Raw genomic sequence first — 17,503 nt, forward strand, 5'->3', positions numbered from 1 at the left:
GTGCTTTGTAGACGGCGCGAGCCGGTGGAGGCATCCCGAGGCCCGCCGGTCGTGCCGCGAGGGGGTCGCCGCCGGGCGAGCATCCGTGGCGGCCCCCTCCTCCAAGACCGACGGACGAGGGGGAAGACCTTGCCGGACCGCCAGCCGCCACCGAAGCGGCAGATCAGGTCGGGCGACGTCCTGTACCTGACCAGGGCCGCGAGCCCTCAGTTCGTCCGCCCGATCTCCGTGCGCGTGATCCGCGTCCTGACCGACTGGCACACGTACCACGGTTGGTGCTGGATCGACGTCTACGAGCTGGGCGCGCACGGCGACGCCGTCGACCGGCGCTCGCTCTACGTGCGGTGCGAGGGGGTGCGCTGGCGTACCACTGCTCCGGCCGCAGGGGCGCCGGGCCGCCGCCGGCCGACCTCCCGCCTGCGGGTCACGGCATGACCCGACGTCGCGCCCACCTGCCCACCCGGCCCACCTGGCGCTGCGCGGCCTGCGGGATCGCCTGGCCGTGTTCGGCGGCGAAGCTGCGGCTGCTCGCCGAGTACCGGACGGACCGGGCGGCCCTGCTGAACCACCTGGCGGCCCTCCAGGTCGAGGCGGGCGAGCAGCTCGCCGCGCTGGAGCAGGCCACGACGACGGCCGACCTGACCGCCCGCTTCACCGGCTGGGCCCGCCCGCGCTGACCGCCATCCGAAGCACCGGCACGGCAGGCACCGGCAACGGTGGTCTCCGTCTGAAGATGTAGTGGACGCTCGTTCCGTGGGACGAGTCGACAGGATCGACGCCGGCTCAGAATGGTTCCGTGCCCACATCCATCGCACGCACCGCATGAGCGTCGGACTGCTGCTGTCGCTCGCCGGCCTGGCCCTGGTCGACAGCACGAGCATCGGCACGCTCTTCATCCCCGTCTGGCTGCTGCTCGCCCCCGGGCCGGTCAACGCCCGCCGGATCCTCGGCTACCTCGGCACGATCGCCGTCTTCTACTTCGCCGTCGGGCTGCTGCTCGCCCTCGGCGGCAGCCGGCTGGCCGACGTCCTCGGCGGGGCGATGGACAACCGGCCGGTGCTCTGGGCGCAGCTCGCCCTCGGGGTCGGGCTGTTCGTGCTCAGCTTCCGCTACGACGGCAAGCGACCCCGGAAGGCCGGGGGCGTGCTGCGCTGGCGGGACCGGGCCACCGCCGGCGACTCCTCGGCGCGGTGGCTGGTGGGGCTGGCGCTGCTCGCCGCGCTCGCGGAGGTGGCGACGATGCTGCCGTACCTCGGCGCGGTCGGCCTGCTGACCACCTCCGGGCTCGGCGCGGCGGAGATGGTGGCGCTGCTGGGCGGCTACTGCCTGGTCATGGTCCTGCCGGCGGTGCTGCTGCTGGCGGCCCGGGTGGCCTGGCCGAGGCTGGTCGAGCCGGTGCTGGCCCGGCTCAACGCCTGGATCATGCGGACCTCCGGCAGCATGCTCGGCTGGATCCTCGGCATCGCCGGCTTCCTGCTCGCCCGCGACGCCGCGTTCCGGCTGGGGTTGTTCGACTAGCGGGCGGATCAGGTGGTGACCCGTTCGGGGCGGGCGTAGACGTTCATCGCGTTGCCGCGCAGGAAGCCGACCAGCGTCAGCCCGGCCTCCTCGGCCAGCTCCGCCGCCAGGGTGCTCGGCGCGGAGACCGCCGCGAGCAGCGGCACCCCCGCCATCCACGCCTTCTGGGTCAGCTCGAAGCTGGCCCGCCCGGAGACCAGCAGGACGTGCCCGGCCAGCGGCAGCCGCCGCTCGCGGACCGCCCAGCCGACCACCTTGTCGACGGCGTTGTGCCGACCGACGTCCTCGCGCAGCACCACCAGGTCGCCGTCGGCGGTGAACAGGCCCGCCGCGTGCAGGCCGCCCGTGCGGTCGAAGCCGCGCTGCGCCGCGCGCAGCCGCTCCGGCAGCGCGGCCAGGACCGCCGCCGGCACGGTCACCGGGTCGTCGCCCACCGCGAAGACCGATCGGGTACGCACGGCGTCGATGCTCGCCTTCCCGCACACCCCGCAGGAGCTGGTGGTGTAGAAGTTCCGGGCCGGATCGACGGCCGGTTCGGGCACGCCGGGCGACAGCACCACGTCCACCACGTTGTACGTGTTGGGAGTCTCCGCGCCGGCGCAGAGCTGCGCGGTGCGCACGTCGTTGGCGGAGCGGATCAGCCCCTCGGTCAGCAGGAAGCCGATCGCCAGGTCGAGATCGTCGCCGGGCGTACGCATGGTCACCGCGAGCGGCCGTCGGCGGCCGGGGCCGGCAGCACCGACCCGGATCTCCAGCGGCTCCTCCACGGCCAGGCTGTCCTGCCGGCGTACCGAGGTGCGGCCCGATGCCGCCGCGTCGAGGTCGATGCGGAGCACGCCGCGCCGGTCAGTCGCCCGTCCCATCCCGTCATCCTGCACCCTTGTCCGGTCCGCCGCGCGGCTACGGTGGCCGGGTGGACGCGTACGCGGCGGTGGTGCTGGCGGGCGGCGCGGCGCGCCGGATGGGGGGCGTCGACAAACCCGCCCGGACGGTCGGCGGCCGGACCATGCGGGACCGGGTGCTCGCCGCGGTCGCCGACGCCGCGCCGCGCATCCTGGTCGGCCCGCCCGGGCCGGTGCCCGCCGGGGTGCGGGTGACCCGGGAGGAACCGGTGGGCGGTGGCCCCGTCGCCGCCGCGGCGGCCGGGCTGGCCCTGCTCGACCCCGGTACGCCGGTGGTCGCCCTGCTCGCCGCCGACCTGCCCCTGCTCACCCGCGCGGCGGTCGGCGGGCTCCTCGACCAGCTCGACGCCGGTCACGACGGCGCCTGCTACGTCGACGGCGACGGGCGGCGGCAGACCCTCTGCGGCGTGTGGCGGGTGGCCCCGCTGCGCGCCGCCCTGGACCGTCTCGCCGCCGAGCGCGCCGCCGGGCACTCCGGCGGTACCGCCGAGCGCGCCACCGGGCATCCCGGCGGGTCCGCCGAGCGGGCCACCGGGCATCCCGGCGGGTCCGCCGAGCGGGCCACCGGGCATCCCGGCGGGTCCGCCGAGCGGGCCACCGGGCATTCCGGCGGGTCCGCCGAGCGCGCCACCGGGCATCAAGGCGGGTCCGTCGCGTCGCTGGCGGGGGCACCGATCAGGGCGCTGCTCGCCGGGCTGCGGGTGCGCGAGGTGGCGTGGTCCGGTGCCGGCCCGCCGCCCTGGTTCGACTGCGACACTGACGAGGACGTACGCCGGGCGGAGGAGTGGACGCGATGACGGTCATGGACGACTGGGTGACGGCGGCCTGTGCCGAGCTCGACCTGGACCCCGCCCAGGTGCCGGTGCCGGCCGTGCTCGACCTGGCCAAGGACGTGGCGCACCAGGTGCTGCGGCCGGGCGCGCCCGTCACCGCGTACCTCCTCGGGTTGGCGGTCGGCTGCGGCGCGGACCCGGCCGGCGCCGCGGCCCGGCTCAGCGCGCTGGCCGCCTCCTGGCCGGTCGAGCTGGGCGCCGAACGCCCGGGCGGGACACCCGCCTGACCTCCGCTGTCCGATCGCGGTCGGGCTGATTCGTCCCCCCGGTTCCGTGGGTAGGGTGACCGTGACGGACGGAGGCGATCATGACGGCAGACCACCCCTCGGCGCCGGGCGGTGACTCGCCCGGCACCCTGCCGGCGCACCACGAGCCGATCCTGCTCGACGAGCCCAGCACGGCCGACCTGCGGGCCAAGGTCACCCAGGCCTGGCACGAGTTCGCGCGGGCGCTGGCCGAGCGGTTGGCGGCGCTGCCCACGGGCACGCACGTCGAGCTGACCCTCGACCCGACCGCCTCCGGCACCGGCGACGCGGTCTACTCGGTCAGCATCGACGTCGGTGAGGAGGGCCGGCTGGCCGCCCGCGCGGTCGGCAACGCCACCCTGCCGGAGGGCTACCGGCTGGACCGGGCCGCCGTGGCGGACATGATCGCGCTCGGCTGGTCGCCGCCCGGCGTGGTGGAGGGCTCCGGCGGGCACTTCGGGCTGGACGGCGGTACCGCCGAGGCGACCCGACTGGCGGCCCTGCTCACCCGGACGCTGCGCGACGTCTACGGCGCCCCGCACCCCGCCTTCCTCGTCTACCTCATCCACGACGCCGAGGGCGAGCCGCTGCCGGTGGAGCCGCTGGGCACCGCGCGCAGCGAGTTCGGCCCCGACCGCAACGTGGAAGCCGACCTGGACGAGGCGCTCGCGGCGGCCGCCGCCGCCCAGGCGCCCGAGCAGGACGTGGCCGCGCTCGCCGAGCAGGTCCGCACCGTCGTCTCGACCATGCTCAAGTCGGACTCGGACCGGTTGCAGGTCGACTCCGACGGCGACATCAACATCCGCGCCGGCTCGGCGATGGTCTTCGTCCGGGTCCGCGACAACCCGCCGCTGGTGGACGTCTTCTCCCCGGTGCTGACCGAGGTCGAGCCGACCGAGCGGCTCTACGTCAAGCTCTCCGAGCTGACCAACCGGATGCCGATCGGCCGGCTCTACTGCGCCGACGACACCGTGTGGGCGTCCATCCCCGTCTTCGGCCGCAACTTCCAGGCCACCCACCTCATGCTCGCGGTCCAGGTGATGACCGGGCTCGCCGACGAGCTGGACGACCGCCTGCACGGCGAGTTCGGCGGGAAGCGGTTCTTCGGCGAGGGGGACAAGCCGGTCAAGCGGGACCAGGGCGAACACCGCACCGGCATGTACCTCTGAAGTCACCCCACGCGGTGGTGGCGGGTGGAGCCCGGAAACCCCGAGAAACCGGGCCCCACCCGCCGGGGAGGGAGGATCAGGTCACGGGGAGCCAGTCGAGGCTCCGCGCGGTGGCCGGGTCGGTGGCCCGCAGGCCGGCGGCGGAGACGGTCCAGAGCACGTCCCCGACCAGCAACGACCGCAGGACCGGGGCCGCCGCGCCGGTGTGGGAGACCGTGCCGACCTCGGCGATGTCGGTCCCGGACACCCGCAGCAGCCGTACGTCGTCGCCGACCGGCAGGGCGACCAGGCCCGTCTCCGGATGGTGCAGGAAGGCGTGCGTGTCGTGCTCCAGCGCCGAGTACGCCCTCGGCACGTGCCACTGGTCGAGCCGGGCCGGGCGGGCCGGGTCGCGGACGTCGAACAGGGAGACCTGAAGGCCCTGCGTCCGTCCCCGCCGGTCGGCCTCCTGGCCCACCCCGAGCAGCCGGCCCTCCGGCAGCGGGTGCAGGTACGCCGAATAGCCGGTAATCTTCAGTTCACCGGTGACCCGGGGCGCGGTCGGATCCGTCAGGTCGACCGCGTAGAGCGGGTCGGTCCGCCGGAACGTGACCACGTACGCGGAGCCGCCGAGGAAGCGTACGGAGTAGATCCGCTCGCCGGGCCCGAGGCCGGTGACCGCGCCCGTCCGGACCAGCCTGTCCCCGTCGGGGCGCAGCACGTACACGGCGGACTGCGACTTCTGGCGGGTGCTCCAGGTGTCGCCGGTGGTGGTGGCGACCCGCAGGTGCCCCTGCCACTCCGAGAGGGCGTACTGGTTGACGAGCGTCCCGGGCACCGTGCCGGCGGCCACGTAGCGCGGCCGTCCGGGTGAGCGGGTGTCGAACTGGTGGATCTCGGTGACCTGTTCACCCGCCCGCCAGGCCACGCGTGGTGCGCCCGGTCGGGCCGACGCCGGCCGCTGCCCGGCGAGGTAGAGGCTGGTCCCGGTGCCGTAGACGGTGCTGGCGTCGGCGGCGACGCTGACCGGGTCGCCGGCACCGAGCCGGTCGCCAGCCAGGTCGAAGCTCAGCACGGTCAGCATCGACGTGCCGGACCAGACGGGCGGCCGGCTCACCCGGTCGCAGCCGACCCGGCCGACGTGCCGTTCCGCCCCGGCCGTCCACTCGTACGCCGGCAGCCACGCCTCCACCCCGGCCCTGGCGATCACCGCCCGGTTGACAGCGGTCCGCCTCGCGTCGGTGCTCCGCTTTTCGCGTGGGAAGATCAGCCGGGGCTGGGTGCGGACGACCACCCGCGCGGTCGATCCGGTCTGCCGGGCGTCGACCAGGCTCCCGTCCATCCGGTACGTCCCGAGCACCCGCGGCGCGCCCGCGAGGTCGACCAGGATCAGGCGCGGTACGTCGCCGAACGGTACGTCGCTGCGCCGTACGTCGCTGAGCGGCATCGCGCGGGTCGCCGGCATCCGGCCCGCGCCCACCTGGGCCAGCACCAGCGCCCGGTCGCCGTGCAGCAGCAGGGTCGTCTGCCGCCCCCACCGCAGCTCCGGCATTGCACCGGTGAGGTCGAGGCGGCCGGTCTCCCGCCGGGCGGCCGGGTCCACCACCCGCAGCGTGCCGCCGGTGACGGTCACGATCCGTCGCCCGTCGGCCTTGACCAGGTCCGGTTCGTCCGCGCCCGGCTCGTGGACGTTGGTCGTGGAGTGCTCCGGGGCGGCCTGGGCGGAGAGCGTCCGCGCGCCGGACGCGGCCTTGGGCACGGCGCCGAGATCGAAGGCCATGCGCTGGCCGCCGCCGAATCCCCACGGGCCGACGGCCGCGCCGGCGGCGGCGCGCAGCCCGGCCAGCGCGTCGGCGCAGGATTCGTAGGAGACCAGCCGAGGCGCGGCGGTCGGCTGGCCCGGCACCGGCGGGTCGGCTGGCACCGGCGGGAGGGCGCTCCCGCCGAGCAGCGTGAGCGCGGCCAGCGTGCCGACCGCGAAGATGTGGGCTCCCCGTGTCATGGCCGGTTCGACGCGCCCGGCCGACGCCTGGTTCCGGCCCCCACGCCCGGTTTCCGCCGGCCGCGGGTCGCGAGGCCGACGGAGGCTCAGCGGGGGGAGGGGCCGACGCCGGGGGAGTCGACGAGCCGGGAGAGCACGATGGTGCTCCGGGTGGAGGTCACGAAGGGCTCGGCCCGCAGCCGCTCCAGCGCCGCCTCCAGATGCCCGATGTCGGCGGCCCGCAGGTGTACGAGCGCGTCGGCCTCGCCCGAGACGGTGTACGCGCCGACCACCTCGGGGTGCCGGCGGGTGGCCACCCCGATCTGCGCCGGGGTGGTCCGCCCGGCGCAGAACAGCTCGACGAACGCCTCGGTGGTCCAGCCGACGGCGGCGGGGTCGACGACGGCGGTGAATCCCCGGATCACGCCGGCCGCCCGCAGCCGGTCCACCCGTCGTTTGACCGCCGGAGCGGAAAGCGACACCCGCTGACCGATGTCGGCATACGAGGCGCGGGCGTCCGCGACGAGCAACGCAATGATCCGCTGGTCTACGGCATCTATCTGCAATGTTCCGCCTCTGAGAAGCAACGGTTGCGGCTGTTACCAAAGTTCGAGGGTACCTACCCTTGGTCACCGTGAACCAGCAGCGAGTCCCGCGAAAGCGGACATATCTCATGTGCTCGCCCGAGCACTTCGCGGTCGAGTACGCGATCAACCCGTGGATGGACGTGACCACTCCGGTCGACTCGCAGCTTGCGGTCAAGCAGTGGGACCGGCTGCGGGAGACCCTGGTCGGTCTCGGCCACGAGGTGCACCTGCTGACCCCCGAGCCGGGCCTGCCCGACATGGTCTACGCGGCCAACGGGGCGTTCGTGGTCGACGGCACGGTCTACGGCGCGCAGTTCAAGCACGAGCAGCGGGCCGCCGAAGCCGCCGCGCACCGGGCGTTCTACGAGTCGCAGGGCTGGCGGTTCATCGCGCCGATCGAGACCAACGAGGGCGAGGGCGACTTCGCGTACCTGCCGGAGGCACACGGCGGGCTGATCCTCGCCGGGCACGGGTTCCGCACCGAACTGCCGGCGCACGCCGAGGCGCAGGAGGCGCTCGCCCGGCCCGTGGTGTCGCTGCGCCTGGTCGACCCGCGCTTCTACCACCTGGACGTCGCGCTCGCCTCCATCGACGACGAGAACGTCGTCTACTACCCGGGTGCCTTCTCCGCGGCCAGCCAGCGCGTGCTCACCCAGCTCTTCCCCGACGCGGTGGTCGCCGACGCCGAGGACGCCCTGGCCTTCGGCCTCAACCTGGTCAGCGACGGGCTCAACGTGGTGCTGAACAGCGAGGCGACCCGGCTGGCCGGGAAGCTGAAGGCGGCCGGCTACCACCCGGTCCCGGTCGAGCTGGCCGAGCTGAAGAAGGGCGGCGGCAGCGTGAAGTGCTGCATCGCCGAACTCCGCCCCTGACCGGCGGGTGCGGGTGGGGTCAGCCTAGGGTGGCCAGCTCGGTGACCAGGACGTTCGACAGCACCTGGCCGTCGAGCTGGACCTCCCGCAGGTACCACTTCTGCTGCGGCGTGCGCGGCTGGTTGAACTGCCACACCCCGCGCGGGCTGTCGATCTGGCCGATCTTGCCGAGGGCCAGGTTGACCTGCTGCGGGTCGGGTGACCCGCCGGCGATCCGGATCGCCTGGTCGAGCACCTGCGCGGCGTCGTACGAGGCCATCGCGTAGGTGGTGGGCGAGGTGCCGTGCTTCTTGCGGTACGCCGAGGCGAACCGGCGGTTGGCCGTGTTGTTCAGGTCGGACGAGTAGTTGAGCGCCGTCTGGATGCCCAGCGCGTCCTCGGCCTTCACGTTGCTCAGCACGGCGCCCTCGGTGAGGAAGCCGGGGGCGTAGACCTTGCCGGTGAACCCCTCGATGCGCAGCTGCTTGATGAACTCGACCGCCGCCGGCCCGGCGAAGAAGCAGAACACCGCCGACGGGTTCCGGCTCAACGCCGTGCGGATGCCGGCCCGGTACGCGGTCTTCGACGGGTTGGTGAAGACGCCCGTCGAGACCACCGCGTCCTTGATCCGGGGGTCGGACTCGCCGAACTCCTGCCGGAAGCCCCGCACCACGTCCTGGCTGCCGACGCTGTCCGGCGCGATGATCGCCAGCCGGGCCGACGGTTCCAGCTGTTCCCGCAGGTAGCGGCCCAGCGCCCGGCCCGCCTCGTCCAGCACGTACGACGTCCGCCAGATGTAGACGACGCTCTGGAGGCTGGACGGCGAGGCGTTGGAGCCGATGAGGGGCACCCGGGCCTCCTCGACGGTGTTGCGGATGCCGGACATGACGTTCGCGTCGACCACGCCGGTGAGGGCGAGCACGCCCTGCTTCAGCAGCCCTTCGACGGCGGCCTTGCCGGTCTTGACGCTCTCGCCCTCGTCGGCGGTGAGCAGGGTGGTCGGGTGCCCGCCCAGCAGCTTGTCGTTGAGGTCGAGGAAGAGCTGGAAGCCGTTGGTGATCTCGTCGCCGATCGCCTTGAGGCCACCGCTGGTCGGCGCCACGAGGCCGATCTTGATCGGGTTGCCCGCTCCGCCGTCCGCGTCGTCGGTGCCGCACCCCGCGACCAGTCCGGCCGTACCGAGAGCGCCCAGCAGTTGGAGGGCCCGCCTGCGGTTCATCTGCGACACCGAGTTCCTTCCGGGGAACGTTGCAGGGCGGATCACGCCCCCTCGGCGTTCTACCGGGTCAGCGACGCTGCGTCAATGCTTAGCGATCTTCCTAAAGAGATCGGAAAGCAGCCGTGATCTGCGGCCAAACCGCGGACTCCGGATCGATGAGCCCGAAATGCTCGCATCCCGGCAGCTCAAGGAGGCGAATGTCGCCGCCCGCCGCCCGGCTGGCGGCGACGTACTCCCGGCTCATCCCGATCGGCACCTGCTGATCCAGGGCACCATGCATGACTACTGTCCGTGTCGACACTGGCACCGACGATCGTGGATCGACGGCGGTGTACCGCTCGGGGAGGTCCGCCGGGCCGCCGCCGAGCAGCGCGGCCACCGCCCCCGCGTCCAGATCCAGCCGGTACGCCTCCGCGAGGTTCGACACCGGGGCCAGCGCCAGCACGCCGCCGACGGCGGCCGGGGCGGTCGCCGCCGCGTACAACGCCAGGTGTCCCCCCGCCGAGTGGCCCACCAGGAGCGGCGGCCCGGCGGCGACCCGTCCGGGCAGCGCCTCGGCCGCGAGTCGGGGCAGCTCCGTCACGCCGGTCAGCACGTCGGTCAGCGTCCCCGGCCAGCCGCCACCCGGCTGCCCCGTCCGGCGGTACTCCACCTGGGCCACCGGATGGCCCAGCGCGGCCAGCCCGACGGCCAGCGGGTCGGTGTGCCGGCGGTCGTACTCGGCCCGCCAGAAGCCGCCGTGCACCACCACGACCAGCCGCCGGGCCGGGCCCGGGCCGGCGGGGACGCGCAGGTCGGCGACCTGGTCCGGGTGGTCGCCGTAGGAGACGGTGACGTCGGGGGCCGGAGCGGGCCGGCTGAGCACGTCGCGGGGGTCGGCGGGCATGGCGCGACCGTAGCGCGGATCACGCGCGGAACCGAGGCCGGGGATCGGTCCCCGGGCGCATGGGCGCTCGCGGCTGGGTAAAGATGGTTCCCATGACCGAAGCGCACTCCGCTGGACAGAACGACGAGCCGGGCCAGGATGGCACCGGTCACTCCGGAACGGTGGTGGTGGTCGGCCCGGACGGGCGGCCCGTCGGCACCGTGCAGACCGACGAGGCACACGGCGAGGACCCGACCCGACTGGTCGAGCAGCCGGCCAAGGTGATGCGGATCGGCAGCATGATCAAGCAGCTGCTGGAGGAGGTCAAGGCCGCCCCGCTCGACGACGCCAGCCGGCACCGGATGCGGGAGATCCACGAGCGGTCGATCGTCGAGCTGAAGGAGGGGCTCGCCCCCGAGCTACGCGAGGAACTGGAGCGCATCTCGCTGCCCTTCACCGAGGAGAAGGCGCCCAGCGAGGGCGAGCTGCGCATCGCGCACGCCCAGCTCGTCGGCTGGCTGGAGGGCCTGTTCCACGGCATCCAGGCGGCCCTGGTCGCCCAGCAGATGGCCGCCCGCGTGCAGCTGGAGCAGATGCGCTCCGGCCGGCAGGCGCTGCCGAGCGGCCCGGGCGGCGGCATGCTGCCGGGCATGCCGGGGATGGGCCAGCCGCCGCAGGGCGGCGAGGGGCACAGCACCGGCCAGTACCTCTGACCGCGCGGCCGGCCGGGGCCGCCGGCCGGCCGCTCACCCCAACCCGAAGACCTTCTCCAGGTACGCCGCCACGCCGTCCGCCGAGTTCGCCGCCGTGACCTCGTCGGCGATCTCCAGGACGGCGGGGTGCGCGTTCGCCACCGCCACCCCCCGGCCGGCCCAGGTCAGCATCGGCACGTCGTTGGGCATGTCGCCGAAGGCGAGCACGTCCCCGGCGTCGATGCCCAGCCGCGCGCAGTACCACGCCAGCCCGGCCGCCTTGGTCACGCCGGCGGCGGAGATCTCCACCAGCCCCGAGTACGACGAGTGCGTCGCCTCCGCCAGCCCCTTGAGGGCCGCCGCCACCAACGCGACGAACGCGTCGGGATCATGCTCGGCGGACCGGGCGAGCAGCTTCACCGCCGGCGCCGCCAGCAGCTCCTCGGGGGTCTCGACCGCCCGGATCGCGTCGTGGTCGGCGTCCCAGCGCAGCGGGTAGTGCGCCTCGTGCCGCATCTGCCGGCTGTCGACGATCTCCACCGCGAAGCTGACCTCGGGCACCTCGGCGCGCAGCCGCCGGGCCACCTCGGCGAGCAGCTGCGGGGCGAGCGGGTCGGCCCGCAGCACCTCGTCGGCGACCGGGTCGTAGACCACCGCGCCGTTGGCGCAGATCGCCGGCAGCGGCTCGGCGAGCTGCTCGTACACCATCTTCAGCCAGCGGATGGGACGGCCGGTGACCAGCACGACCGGCGTGTCCCGCGCGGAGAGCCGGGCCAGCACCCCGGCGGTGTGCGGGCTGAGCGTGCGGTCGTCCCGGAGCAGGGTGCCGTCGATGTCGGTGGCGATCAGCCGTGGTGCCTCTCCCATCAGCGGGACAGTAGCCGATCGAGGTACACCGCCACCCCGTCGTCGTCGTTGCGCAGGGTCACCTCGTCCGCGAGGGCGCGGACCGTCGGGTGGGCGTTGGAGACCGCGACCCGGGCCCAGCCGGCCCACTCGAACATCGGCAGGTCGTTGGGCATGTCGCCGAAGACCAGCACCTCGGCCGGGTCGACGCCGAGGCGCTGCGCCACCACGGTCAACCCGGTGGACTTGTCCACCCCGGGCGGGCAGATCTCGACGAAGCCCAGCCCGGCCTGGGTGAGCGTGGCGACCTCCGGCGGGACGACCTGCCGGGCGACCGCGAGCAGCTCGTCGACGTGGTGGTCGGCGGTCCGGACGAAGGCCTTGATCACGTCGCAGGAGAGACACTCGGCGCGGCTGCGCGTCTCGAACGCGTCCTGGTAGGGCCAGCTCGGGTGGTAGTCGCCCCAGAGCGGGGCGTCGTGCTCGTCCGACGCCTCGACCATCACGGTCAGCGGCCCGACGGCCGCCTCCAGGTCGGCCAGCAGCGTGGCCAGCACCTCGGCGGGAAGGCGCTCGTCGCGCAGCACCACCGGCCCGGACGGGTCGCTCTGGTCGACCACCCGGCCGCCGCCGGCCATCACCAGGAAGTCCGCGGCGCGGATGTCGTTGCGGGTCAGTTCGGCGAGCCGGGGCCCGCGACCGGTCGCGCCGACCACCGGGATCCCGGCGGCCCGCACCCGGTCGAGCACCGCATGGGTGTACGCGGAGACGGTCTCGTCACTGCGGACGAGCGTCCCGTCGAGATCCGTGGCGATCAGCTTGGGCAGGCCCGGGCGGGTCATGGTTCCTCCTTCGCCCGCCGCCGTCGCTGCCAGCCGTCTCGGTCCCTCGGTGCCTCGACCCTGAGTGACGGCGGGCAGCAAACGTACCTCGCGGAACGGGCCCCGACCATGGCGTTCCGGCGAATGCCGGGCCAACGGTCGACGGCCCGCCGGTGTTCCCGCCCGGAACCTCCACTCAGCCGTACGGTGGACGGGTGGGAGAGCGGGACTGGCCGGTGGCGGAGACCATCGACACCGAGCGGCTGCTGCTGGAGCCCCTCCGGGTCGACCACGCCGAGGAACTCGCCCCCCTCCTGGACGACCCGGCGCTGTACGAGTACATCGGGGGCGGTCCGGCCACCCCCGAGCAACTTCGGGAGCGTTACGGCCGGCAGGTGGCCGGGCGGTCCCCGGACGGCCGGGAGGGCTGGCTCAACTGGATCGTCCGGCACCGGGACACCGGCGACGCGGTCGGCACCGTCCAGGCCACCGTGCGGCTCGACGGTGACCGGCCGGTCGCCGAGCTGGCCTGGGTCGTCCTGGCGCCGCACCAGGGCCGCGGCTACGCCGGCGAGGCCGCCGTCGGCCTGGTCGGCTGGCTGGCGGAGCACGGTGTCGGGTCGCTGGTCGCGCACGTGCACCCCGATCACCGGGCCTCCGCCCGGGTGGCCGAGCGGCTCGGTCTGCGGGCCACCGACGAGCGGGTGGACGGCGAGATCCGTTGGGTGGCCCCCTGAGGGGTGCGAACGGACCGTCGGGGGCCGACCGGGTCAGTCCCGGGGTTCGGGGCGGGCGAAGGGGATGGCCGGCGCGACGGTGAGGTCGGCCGGCGCGGGCAGCCCGTCGTCCGCCACGTCCCGGGCCCTGCGGCTGCGGCGGCGCTGGCCCACCGGCTCCGCCTCGGCCCCGTCCTCCGCCTGCTCGGCAGGCGGGGCCGCGTCGGTCGGAGCCAGCTTCAACGCCGCCGCGAAGAGGGCGCAGGCCAGGAACGCCGTCACCAGGCCGCGGCCGTACTCGACCCGGAACCCGTCGTCGGTGGAGTAGAAGAAGACCCGCTGGCCGGCCTCGTCCAGCGAGGCGGCGGTCGCGACCAGCAGCCCCAGCAGCGCCACGGCCAGGGCCAGCCCGGCGAGCCGGGCGTTCGGGCGTACCGCGAGGGTGCCGCGCAGCGCGAGCACCACCGCGCAGACCAGGGCGAACAGCCCGACCAGGTAGCCCACCCCGAACCCGCCGATGTCGGACACCCCGCCCGGCACCCGCAGCGGCGTGTTGCCCTGCGGGCCGGCGTTGGGGATGGTCATCACCTGCCACTCGCCGAGCATCGAGGCGAGGGCGGCCACCGCGCCGAGCGCCGCGAGCAGCACGGGGAGGCGACGATCCCGGCCCAGACCGGAGAACGTACGCCCGAACCGGCCCGGCCCGGCCGGCTCCGTGCCCCACTCCAGGACGGCCGCACCGTCGGACCGGTGTTCCTGCCGGGGAATGGGGGAATCCTGGGACATCGGCCACCCTTCCGCGTTCGCGGGCCTGCCCCGAATCATGACACAGTACGCACCCGGCGACGCGGAGCGTGAACGGTCGCCGGCCGGTGCCTGTTCGACTAGCGTCGGGTGCATGCCTATCCGTACCGCTTCCGCACAGTGGCAGGGCAACCTCACCGAGGGGTCCGGCACGATCCGCACCGGCAAGGGCGGGATGCAGGGGAACTACTCCTTCAAGTCCCGGTTCGAGGAGGGTGAGGGCACCAACCCCGAGGAGTTGATCGGGGCTGCCCACGCCGGCTGCTTCTCGATGGCGTTCTCCAAGGCGCTCGCCGAGGCGGGCTCGCCGCCCACCTCCGTGGAGACCACCGCCAAGGTCCACCTCGACAAGACCGACGCCGGGATGACGGTGACCCGCATCGAGCTGGACACCGTCGGCCAGGTGCCGGGCATCGACGAGGCGCAGTTCACCAAGCTCGCCGAAACCGCCAAGGAGAACTGCCCGATCTCCCGCCTGCTCGCCCCGGGCGCCCAGATCAGCCTGACCGCCCGCCTCGCCTCCTGACCGTCCCGCCGTCGGCGTCGACCGCCACGGGGAGCCGCGCTCGCTCCCCGTGGCGGTCCGCCAGTTCCGACCGGCGCGGGCGGGCCGTGTCGTCGGGCAGAATGGGCCGGGTGCCGGTGGAGATGAGTCGCGAGCGCTTCGAGGAGCTGGTCGGCGACGCGCTCGACGAGGTGCCCGAGGAACTCCTCGCGCTGATGAGCAACGTCGTGATCCTGGTCGAGGACGACCCGCCCCCGGGCGAGGACCTGCTCGGCCTCTACGAGGGCCACGCCCTCACCGAACGGGGCTGGGACTACGCCGGCGTGCTGCCGGACCGCATCCTGATCTACCGCAACCCCATCCTGCGCATCTGCGACGACGACGAGGACGTCGTCGACGAGGTCGCGGTCACGGTGGTGCACGAGATCGCCCACCACTTCGGCATCGACGACGCCCGCCTGCACGAGCTGGGCTGGGGCTAGGGCTCGGCGCCACCGCGGGGTGGGCGGGGCGCCGGTCGGCACAGGCGCGGCGAACCGGCGACGACCGGTGGGCGCCCCGGGCCGGACGGCCGGTGGTCGACGGTTGCCAGGGTCGCCTACCGTCGGTCCAGGCACCACGAACTCAGGAGGCACTTCCATGCGCAGCGAGCTGTTCTCGGCGGAGAACCTTGAGAAGGAGTCCGCGCAGCCCGGCATGCGGCTGCAGAACTCCAAGATGTTGAAGATCGAACTCAACGGCGAGGCGATGGCCCGGGTCGGGTCGATGGTCGCCTACCAGGGGCAGGTGCAGTTCCAGGCCCTCGGCTCCGGCGGGCTCGGCAAGTTCCTCAAGCAGAAGCTGACCGGCGAGGGCGTCCCGCTGATGAAGGTCTCCGGCCGGGGTGACGTCTTCCTCGCCGACTTCGCCAAGGACGTGCACGTCATCGACCTGGAGCCCGGCGACGCGCTCTCCATCAACGGCTCCAGCGTGCTGGCCTTCGACTCCACCCTCCAGTACGACATCCGGATGGTCGGCGGGGCCGGCATGGCGTCGTCGTCCGGCCTGTTCAACTGTGTCTTCAGCGGCCACGGCCGGATTGCGATCACCACCAAGGGCACCCCGGTGGTGCTCAGCGTCGACGCCCCCACCTACGTCGACCCGCAGGCGGCGGTCTGCTGGTCGGCCAACCTCCAGACCGGCTACCACCGCGCCGAGCAGCTCGGCCTCGGCACGCTGCTCGGCCGCCGCACCGGCGAGTCGTTCACGATGAGCTTCGCCGGTCAGGGCTTCGTCGTCGTCCAGCCCTCCGAGGAGCCGCCCATCATGGGCAGCGGCTCCCAGGAGCAGCAGGGCGGTCTCCTCGGCGGCCTGCTCAGCTGAGGCGCCGTTCCGCGTCACCTCGCCCCGCCCCCGCCCCGCGCCGACCGGCCCCGCCGGATCCGCGTGCCGGTCGGGGGCGGTGCCGTTCCGGGGCCGCCGTCAGCCTCTCAGGCGGTGCGGGGCCGCCGTCAGCTTTTCAGGCGGTGCGGGGCCGGCGTCAGCTGAGGTCGCCGGCGCGCAGGCGGGCCAGCCAGGCGGCGGCGTCGGCGTAGTCGGCGTCCGAGAGGCCGGCGGGGGCCGGGATCGGGCGGTCGCCCGACCCGGGAAACCGGTGCCGGGGGTACGAGCCCAGGAAACGCACGTCGGCGCAGACCCGGCGCAGCCCCTGCAAGGCCTCGCCGAGCCGCACGTCCGCCACGTGCCCCGTGCAGTCGAGGAAGAAGACGTACCGGCCGAGCGCCTCCCCGGTCGGGCGGGACTCGATCCGGGTCATGTTGACCCCACGGACGGCCAGCTCCATGAGCACCGACAGCAGCGCGCCCACCCGGTCGTGCGCGATGTAGACCGCCAGGGACGTCACGTCGTCGCCGGTCGGCGGCGGGGGCGGCCCGGGGCGGGACACCAGCGCGAAGCGGGTCACCGCGTCCGGGTGGTCGGCGATCTTGTCGGCGAGCACGTCGAGCCGGTGCCGACCGGCGCCGATCGGGGCGCAGATCGCCGCGTCGTACTCGCCGGCGGCGGCTCCGGCGGCGGCCGCGCCGTTGGAGAGCACGTCGACCACGACCGCGTCGGGCAGGTGCGTGCGCAGCCAGCCCCGGCACTGGGTGGACGCCTGCGGGTGGGCGGCGACGCTGCCCACGTGCGGGAGCGTCGTGCCGGGCCGCGCGGCGAGCACGAACTCGACCGGCAGGATCACCTCGCGGGTGATCACGAGGGGGGCGCCCTCGGCGAGTTCGTCCAGCGTCACCCCGACCGCGCCGCCGATCGAGTTCTCCAGCGGCACCAGGGCCGCGTCCGCCTCCCCGGTTCGTACGCTCTCCAGCGCCTCCGGCACGCTGCGGGCCGGCGTGCGGCTGCCCCGCTCGGCGGCGGGGATGCTGTTCAACGCCTGCTCGGCGAAGGTGCCCTCCGGCCCGAGGTAGACGAAGCGCGTCGGCGGTGTTCCCGGCATGGCGACAGCCTACGCACCCGGTACGCCGAGCGACCCGGCGTCGCAGACGCGCGTCCGGATGCCGGGCGGCCCGGCGGCGCGGACCTCGGCGGTGCAGACGTCGGTGCCGGCGGTGACCAGGCGTGGGGCGCCCGGCCGACCCTGCGTGACCACCTGGAGTGTCTCGTGCCCGGTCACGTCGAGCACCGTGTAGTGCCACTCGCCGGCGCAGAGCGGCCCGGTCCGCACCCGGACCCGGACGCCGTTCGGCAGCACGCCACCCCGGCCCCGCACCAGGTCGACGATCCGTGCCCCGGAGGGGCCGTCCGGGCAGGGAACCGCGACCAGGCCGGGGTCGACCGTGGGGGTGACCACCCCGCCGCCGGGCAGGCCGGTGGCGGGCGGGGGCGTCGGCGCGGCGCTGGGCGTGACGGGGGCGGCGGTGCGGGTCGGGGCGGCGGTCGGGGCGGGACGGCGCAGCTCCGGTGGGGTGCCGCAGCCGGCCAGGGGCAGCGCGG

The 17,503-nt window shown here is 74.3% G+C and carries 22 protein-coding genes; 12 read left to right on the forward strand and 10 right to left on the reverse strand.

The genetic code is table 11. The features are described from left to right. Window positions 1-129: 129 nt before the first annotated feature. The 3 genes from AB0G13_RS22645 to AB0G13_RS22655 all read left to right on the forward strand — a co-directional run bounded on the left by AB0G13_RS22645 (window position 130) and on the right by AB0G13_RS22655 (window position 1,518). On the forward strand, window positions 130-435 hold the full coding sequence (locus AB0G13_RS22645; RefSeq protein WP_357877400.1) for a hypothetical protein: 306 nt from the start codon (window positions 130-132) through the stop codon (window positions 433-435). Next, window positions 432-677, forward strand: a complete 246-nt coding sequence (locus tag AB0G13_RS22650; RefSeq protein ID WP_357877403.1) for a flavin reductase — start codon at window positions 432-434, stop codon at window positions 675-677. Before AB0G13_RS22645 ends, AB0G13_RS22650 begins: the two co-directional genes overlap by 4 nt. A gap of 145 nt (window positions 678-822) precedes the next feature. Beyond that, complete coding sequence (locus tag AB0G13_RS22655; protein WP_357877406.1) at window positions 823-1,518, forward strand: GAP family protein; 696 nt, start codon at window positions 823-825, stop codon at window positions 1,516-1,518. An 8-nt stretch (window positions 1,519-1,526) separates the two neighbouring features. On the opposite strand, the gene fdhD is transcribed toward AB0G13_RS22655, so the two are convergent. Beyond that, complete coding sequence (fdhD, locus tag AB0G13_RS22660) at window positions 1,527-2,381, reverse strand: formate dehydrogenase accessory sulfurtransferase FdhD (RefSeq protein ID WP_357877409.1); 855 nt, start codon at window positions 2,379-2,381, stop codon at window positions 1,527-1,529. A 50-nt stretch (window positions 2,382-2,431) separates the two neighbouring features. Between fdhD and AB0G13_RS22665 the strand changes: the two genes are divergently transcribed. From AB0G13_RS22665 to AB0G13_RS22675, 3 genes are all read left to right on the forward strand, one after another. Beyond that, complete coding sequence (locus AB0G13_RS22665) at window positions 2,432-3,217, forward strand: NTP transferase domain-containing protein (protein WP_357877412.1); 786 nt, start codon at window positions 2,432-2,434, stop codon at window positions 3,215-3,217. Further along, window positions 3,214-3,480 carry a DUF6457 domain-containing protein gene (locus AB0G13_RS22670; protein WP_357877415.1) on the forward strand — a complete coding sequence of 89 codons (267 nt, stop codon included), beginning with the start codon at window positions 3,214-3,216 and terminating at the stop codon, window positions 3,478-3,480. Before AB0G13_RS22665 ends, AB0G13_RS22670 begins: the two co-directional genes overlap by 4 nt. Window positions 3,481-3,560: 80 nt before the next feature. Continuing rightward, on the forward strand, window positions 3,561-4,667 hold the full coding sequence (locus AB0G13_RS22675) for a hypothetical protein (RefSeq protein WP_357877418.1): 1,107 nt from the start codon (window positions 3,561-3,563) through the stop codon (window positions 4,665-4,667). Between the two features lie 76 nt (window positions 4,668-4,743). Here AB0G13_RS22675 and AB0G13_RS22680 read toward each other — a convergent pair whose 3' ends face one another. Together AB0G13_RS22680 and AB0G13_RS22685 are read right to left on the reverse strand one after the other, a co-directional pair. After that, entirely contained in the window at window positions 4,744-6,648 is a 1,905-nt protein-coding gene (locus AB0G13_RS22680; RefSeq protein WP_357877421.1) for a beta-propeller domain-containing protein, read from the reverse strand. Between the two features lie 86 nt (window positions 6,649-6,734). After that, entirely contained in the window at window positions 6,735-7,193 is a 459-nt protein-coding gene (locus AB0G13_RS22685; RefSeq protein ID WP_121397466.1) for an Lrp/AsnC family transcriptional regulator, read from the reverse strand. Window positions 7,194-7,252: 59 nt separating this feature from the next. Between AB0G13_RS22685 and ddaH the strand changes: the two genes are divergently transcribed. Further along, window positions 7,253-8,086 carry a dimethylargininase gene (gene ddaH, locus AB0G13_RS22690; RefSeq protein ID WP_357877425.1) on the forward strand — a complete coding sequence of 278 codons (834 nt, stop codon included), beginning with the start codon at window positions 7,253-7,255 and terminating at the stop codon, window positions 8,084-8,086. 19 nt (window positions 8,087-8,105) lie between these two features. Here the strand turns inward: ddaH and AB0G13_RS22695 are convergent, their stop codons facing one another. Both AB0G13_RS22695 and AB0G13_RS22700 read right to left on the reverse strand, forming a co-directional pair. Then, window positions 8,106-9,293 carry an ABC transporter substrate-binding protein gene (locus AB0G13_RS22695; protein ID WP_357877428.1) on the reverse strand — a complete coding sequence of 396 codons (1,188 nt, stop codon included), beginning with the start codon at window positions 9,291-9,293 and terminating at the stop codon, window positions 8,106-8,108. Between the two features lie 91 nt (window positions 9,294-9,384). Then, window positions 9,385-10,170, reverse strand: coding sequence for a prolyl oligopeptidase family serine peptidase (locus AB0G13_RS22700; RefSeq protein WP_357877431.1), 786 nt, complete (start codon window positions 10,168-10,170; stop codon window positions 9,385-9,387). Between the two features lie 83 nt (window positions 10,171-10,253). Here AB0G13_RS22700 and AB0G13_RS22705 point away from each other — a divergent pair, with 83 nt between their 5' ends. Beyond that, window positions 10,254-10,862 carry a bacterial proteasome activator family protein gene (locus AB0G13_RS22705; protein ID WP_357877434.1) on the forward strand — a complete coding sequence of 203 codons (609 nt, stop codon included), beginning with the start codon at window positions 10,254-10,256 and terminating at the stop codon, window positions 10,860-10,862. Window positions 10,863-10,895: 33 nt separating this feature from the next. Here AB0G13_RS22705 and AB0G13_RS22710 read toward each other — a convergent pair whose 3' ends face one another. Both AB0G13_RS22710 and AB0G13_RS22715 read right to left on the reverse strand, forming a co-directional pair. After that, window positions 10,896-11,708: an HAD family hydrolase gene (locus tag AB0G13_RS22710; protein ID WP_357877437.1), complete on the reverse strand. Its 813-nt coding sequence runs from the start codon at window positions 11,706-11,708 to the stop codon at window positions 10,896-10,898. Beyond that, a complete protein-coding gene (locus tag AB0G13_RS22715; protein ID WP_357877440.1) occupies window positions 11,708-12,529 on the reverse strand; it encodes an HAD family hydrolase in 822 nt (273 codons plus the stop codon). Before AB0G13_RS22715 ends, AB0G13_RS22710 begins: the two co-directional genes overlap by 1 nt. A gap of 194 nt (window positions 12,530-12,723) precedes the next feature. Between AB0G13_RS22715 and AB0G13_RS22720 the strand changes: the two genes are divergently transcribed. Further along, window positions 12,724-13,245, forward strand: a complete 522-nt coding sequence (locus AB0G13_RS22720) for a GNAT family N-acetyltransferase (protein ID WP_357877443.1) — start codon at window positions 12,724-12,726, stop codon at window positions 13,243-13,245. A 33-nt stretch (window positions 13,246-13,278) separates the two neighbouring features. Here the strand turns inward: AB0G13_RS22720 and AB0G13_RS22725 are convergent, their stop codons facing one another. After that, a complete protein-coding gene (locus tag AB0G13_RS22725; protein ID WP_357877446.1) occupies window positions 13,279-14,010 on the reverse strand; it encodes a hypothetical protein in 732 nt (243 codons plus the stop codon). A 112-nt stretch (window positions 14,011-14,122) separates the two neighbouring features. Here AB0G13_RS22725 and AB0G13_RS22730 point away from each other — a divergent pair, with 112 nt between their 5' ends. From AB0G13_RS22730 to AB0G13_RS22740, 3 genes are all read left to right on the forward strand, one after another. Further along, window positions 14,123-14,554, forward strand: coding sequence for an OsmC family protein (locus AB0G13_RS22730; protein WP_357877449.1), 432 nt, complete (start codon window positions 14,123-14,125; stop codon window positions 14,552-14,554). 116 nt (window positions 14,555-14,670) lie between these two features. Continuing rightward, entirely contained in the window at window positions 14,671-15,015 is a 345-nt protein-coding gene (locus tag AB0G13_RS22735; protein ID WP_172896728.1) for a metallopeptidase family protein, read from the forward strand. A 157-nt stretch (window positions 15,016-15,172) separates the two neighbouring features. After that, window positions 15,173-15,895 carry an AIM24 family protein gene (locus AB0G13_RS22740; RefSeq protein WP_101413386.1) on the forward strand — a complete coding sequence of 241 codons (723 nt, stop codon included), beginning with the start codon at window positions 15,173-15,175 and terminating at the stop codon, window positions 15,893-15,895. A gap of 157 nt (window positions 15,896-16,052) precedes the next feature. On the opposite strand, the gene pheA is transcribed toward AB0G13_RS22740, so the two are convergent. Both pheA and AB0G13_RS22750 read right to left on the reverse strand, forming a co-directional pair. Then, the gene (gene pheA / locus AB0G13_RS22745) at window positions 16,053-17,006 is read right to left on the reverse strand and encodes a prephenate dehydratase (protein WP_357877453.1); all 954 of its coding nucleotides are present in this window, start codon (window positions 17,004-17,006) and stop codon (window positions 16,053-16,055) included. Between the two features lie 9 nt (window positions 17,007-17,015). Next, window positions 17,016-17,498 carry a hypothetical protein gene (locus AB0G13_RS22750; protein WP_357877459.1) on the reverse strand — a complete coding sequence of 161 codons (483 nt, stop codon included), beginning with the start codon at window positions 17,496-17,498 and terminating at the stop codon, window positions 17,016-17,018. Between the last annotated feature and the right edge of the window lie 5 nt (window positions 17,499-17,503).

This window comes from Micromonospora sp. NPDC023633 (assembly GCF_040640035.1).
Taxonomy (GTDB): domain Bacteria; phylum Actinomycetota; class Actinomycetes; order Mycobacteriales; family Micromonosporaceae; genus Micromonospora.

Excerpts from the sequence above, each read along its gene's own strand:
- AB0G13_RS22650 (WP_357877403.1), top strand. The coding sequence starts at position 432 with ATGACCCGACGTCGCGCCCACCTGCCCACCCGGCCCACCTGGCGCTGC.
- AB0G13_RS22655 (WP_357877406.1), top strand. The coding sequence starts at position 823 with ATGAGCGTCGGACTGCTGCTGTCGCTCGCCGGCCTGGCCCTGGTCGAC.
- fdhD (WP_357877409.1), bottom strand. The coding sequence starts at position 2,381 with ATGGGACGGGCGACTGACCGGCGCGGCGTGCTCCGCATCGACCTCGAC.
- AB0G13_RS22670 (WP_357877415.1), top strand. The coding sequence starts at position 3,214 with ATGACGGTCATGGACGACTGGGTGACGGCGGCCTGTGCCGAGCTCGAC.
- AB0G13_RS22675 (WP_357877418.1), top strand. The coding sequence starts at position 3,561 with ATGACGGCAGACCACCCCTCGGCGCCGGGCGGTGACTCGCCCGGCACC.
- AB0G13_RS22680 (WP_357877421.1), bottom strand. The coding sequence starts at position 6,648 with ATGACACGGGGAGCCCACATCTTCGCGGTCGGCACGCTGGCCGCGCTC.
- AB0G13_RS22700 (WP_357877431.1), bottom strand. The coding sequence starts at position 10,170 with ATGCCCGCCGACCCCCGCGACGTGCTCAGCCGGCCCGCTCCGGCCCCC.
- AB0G13_RS22705 (WP_357877434.1), top strand. The coding sequence starts at position 10,254 with ATGGTTCCCATGACCGAAGCGCACTCCGCTGGACAGAACGACGAGCCG.
- AB0G13_RS22710 (WP_357877437.1), bottom strand. The coding sequence starts at position 11,708 with ATGGGAGAGGCACCACGGCTGATCGCCACCGACATCGACGGCACCCTG.
- AB0G13_RS22715 (WP_357877440.1), bottom strand. The coding sequence starts at position 12,529 with ATGACCCGCCCGGGCCTGCCCAAGCTGATCGCCACGGATCTCGACGGG.
- AB0G13_RS22725 (WP_357877446.1), bottom strand. The coding sequence starts at position 14,010 with ATGTCCCAGGATTCCCCCATTCCCCGGCAGGAACACCGGTCCGACGGT.
- AB0G13_RS22730 (WP_357877449.1), top strand. The coding sequence starts at position 14,123 with ATGCCTATCCGTACCGCTTCCGCACAGTGGCAGGGCAACCTCACCGAG.
- AB0G13_RS22740 (WP_101413386.1), top strand. The coding sequence starts at position 15,173 with ATGCGCAGCGAGCTGTTCTCGGCGGAGAACCTTGAGAAGGAGTCCGCG.
- pheA (WP_357877453.1), bottom strand. The coding sequence starts at position 17,006 with ATGCCGGGAACACCGCCGACGCGCTTCGTCTACCTCGGGCCGGAGGGC.